Source organism: Shigella sp. FJ200513 (assembly GCF_040495915.1).
Classification (GTDB): Bacteria; Pseudomonadota; Gammaproteobacteria; order Enterobacterales; family Enterobacteriaceae; genus ECMA0423.
Genome location: NZ_JBDYCV010000200.1, coordinates 1 through 2,728 on the forward strand (window position 1 = coordinate 1; position 2,728 = coordinate 2,728).

Sequence of the window (2,728 nt, forward strand, 5' to 3'; positions counted from 1 at the left end):
CTGATGGAAATGGAAGCCACGCAAGCACCTTAAAATCACCATCATACACTAAATCAGTAAGTTGGCAGCATTACCGCGTTTATCCTGGCTGTTGTTATGGCTATAGTCCTTTCTGTTGGGCTATTCCGCTTTAATAAAACATACCAGATAAAGACCGGACAACTGCGCCGCTCCTGGCCGATCGCCGCAGTGTTGATCATTGGTTTGCCTTTACTGGCGCAATGGCTTTTTGGCGCAGCACTACACTGGGATGTCCCAGCCCTACAAGGCTTTAACTTCCGCGGCGGAATGGTTTTAATTCCTGAACTGGCAGCCTTAACGCTGGCACTTTCGGTTTATACCTCTGCATTTATCGCCGAGATTATCCGCGCTGGGATCCAGGCAGTGCCTTATGGTCAACATGAAGCGGCTCGGTCACTGGGGTTACCCAACCCGGTTACGCTACGCCAGGTCATTATTCCCCAGGCACTGCGAGTAATTATTCCGCCGTTAACCAGCCAGTATCTCAACATCGTCAAAAACTCCTCTCTTGCCGCCGTTATTGGCTATCCCGATATGGTTTCGCTGTTTGCTGGCACCGTGCTGAACCAGACGGGGCAAGCCATCGAGACGATAGCCATGACCATGTCGGTCTATCTGATTATCAGCCTGACTATCTCGCTGCTGATGAATATCTATAACCGCCGCATCGCGATCGTTGAACGCTAAGGAGTCATGATGACAAAAGTATTGCTGTCTCAGCCCTCGCGCCCGGCGAGCCATAACTCAAGCCGCGCGATGGTGTGGGTGCGAAAAAATCTGTTCTCCAGCTGGAGCAATAGCCTGCTGACTATTGGCTGCATATGGTTGATGTGGGAACTGATCCCACCGTTGCTGAACTGGGCATTTTTGCAGGCTAATTGGGTTGGCTCAACGCGTGCTGACTGCACAAAAGCCGGTGCCTGTTGGGTCTTCATTCACGAACGATTTGGTCAGTTTATGTATGGACTTTACCCACACGACCAACGCTGGCGAATTAACCTCGCATTACTGATTGGGCTTGTATCGATCGCACCAATGTTCTGGAAAATACTCCCGCATCGCGGTCGCTATATTGCGGCCTGGGCGGTGATTTACCCACTGATTGTCTGGTGGCTGATGTATGGCGGTTTTTTTGGTCTTGAGCGGGTTGAAACCCGGCAATGGGGCGGGCTGACGCTAACTTTAATTATTGCATCCGTTGGGATTGCGGGGGCGCTACCGTGGGGGATCTTACTGGCATTAGGTCGCCGCTCCCATATGCCGATTGTGCGTATCTTATCGGTCATTTTTATCGAGTTCTGGCGCGGCGTACCGCTGATTACCGTATTGTTTATGTCTTCGGTCATGCTGCCGTTGTTTATGGCAGAAGGCACCAGTATCGACAAACTGATCCGCGCGCTGGTTGGCGTGATCCTGTTTCAGTCAGCATATGTTGCGGAAGTCGTGCGAGGTGGATTACAGGCGCTGCCTAAAGGGCAATATGAAGCGGCAGAGTCGCTGGCGTTGGGTTACTGGAAAACTCAGGGGCTGGTTATTCTGCCACAGGCGTTGAAGCTGGTAATTCCTGGGCTGGTAAATACCATCATCGCACTCTTCAAAGATACCAGCCTAGTGATCATCATCGGCTTGTTCGATCTTTTCAGTAGCGTTCAGCAGGCAACCGTTGATCCCGCCTGGTTGGGTATGTCGACGGAAGGGTATGTTTTCGCCGCGCTGATCTACTGGATCTTTTGTTTCAGCATGTCACGTTATAGCCAACATCTGGAAAAACGTTTTAACACCGGGCGTACACCGCATTGAGGACACTATGAGCCAAATTTTACTGCAACCTGCTAACGCGATGATTACGCTGGAAAACGTCCATAAATGGTATGGACAATTCCATGTTTTGAAAAATATAAATTTAACCGTGCAACCGGGAGAACGGATCGTTCTGTGTGGCCCTTCTGGTTCCGGTAAATCGACAACCATTCGTTGTATTAATCATCTGGAAGAACATCAACAGGGACGGATTGTCGTAGATGGCATCGAACTTAATGAAGATATCCGCAATATTGAGCGCGTCAGGCAGGAAGTGGGAATGGTATTTCAGCATTTCAATCTCTTCCCTCATCTGACCGTTTTACAGAACTGTACCCTGGCACCGATTTGGGTACGCAAGATGCCTAAGAAAGAGGCTGAAGCTCTGGCGATGCATTACCTTGAGCGGGTGAGAATTGCCGAACATGCGCATAAGTTTCCCGGACAGATTTCAGGTGGTCAGCAGCAACGCGTTGCCATTGCGCGTTCGCTGTGTATGAAGCCGAAAATTATGTTGTTTGATGAACCAACGTCGGCGCTCGATCCGGAGATGGTGAAAGAGGTGCTGGATACGATGATTGGGCTGGCGCAGTCGGGTATGACAATGTTGTGTGTAACACATGAGATGGGGTTTGCACGTACCGTCGCTGACCGGGTAATTTTTATGGATCGTGGGGAGATAGTGGAACAAGCTACACCTGATGAATTTTTTGCGCATCCTAAATCAGAGCGTACGAGGGCATTTTTATCGCAGGTAATCCATTAATTGAATGTTAGTTCGAAAAGCAAAAAGGCCATCCTTTCGGATGGCCTTTCGCTTGATTTGATGTCTGGCAGTTCCCTACTCTCGCATGGGGAGACCCCACACTACCATCGGCGCTACGGCGTTTCACTTCTGAGTTCGGCA

Annotated in this window: 2 protein-coding genes, 1 rRNA gene and 1 pseudogene; 3 read left to right on the forward strand and 1 reads right to left on the reverse strand. The window is 50.0% G+C overall.

Going from position 1 to position 2,728, the window contains the following annotated elements; genetic code table 11:
- Positions 1 to 75: 75 nt before the first annotated feature.
- From ABZJ92_RS21270 to ABZJ92_RS21280, 3 genes and pseudogenes are all read left to right on the forward strand, one after another.
- Positions 76 to 708 (forward strand): annotated as a pseudogene (locus ABZJ92_RS21270) (ABC transporter permease subunit); the annotation flags it as partial.
- A 9-nt stretch (positions 709 to 717) separates the two neighbouring features.
- Positions 718 to 1,821, forward strand: a complete 1,104-nt coding sequence (locus ABZJ92_RS21275; RefSeq protein ID WP_001351330.1) for an amino acid ABC transporter permease — start codon at positions 718 to 720, stop codon at positions 1,819 to 1,821.
- Positions 1,822 to 1,828: 7 nt separating this feature from the next.
- Complete coding sequence (locus ABZJ92_RS21280) at positions 1,829 to 2,587, forward strand: amino acid ABC transporter ATP-binding protein (protein ID WP_000078314.1); 759 nt, start codon at positions 1,829 to 1,831, stop codon at positions 2,585 to 2,587.
- 62 nt (positions 2,588 to 2,649) lie between these two features.
- Here ABZJ92_RS21280 and rrf read toward each other — a convergent pair.
- Positions 2,650 to 2,728, reverse strand: a 5S ribosomal RNA gene (rrf, locus tag ABZJ92_RS22565); the annotation flags it as partial.

What these genes read in the sequence shown, in the direction of transcription:
- ABZJ92_RS21275 (WP_001351330.1), top strand. Translation starts at nt 718, where the DNA reads ATGACAAAAGTATTGCTGTCTCAGCCCTCGCGCCCGGCGAGCCATAAC.
- ABZJ92_RS21280 (WP_000078314.1), top strand. Translation starts at nt 1,829, where the DNA reads ATGAGCCAAATTTTACTGCAACCTGCTAACGCGATGATTACGCTGGAA.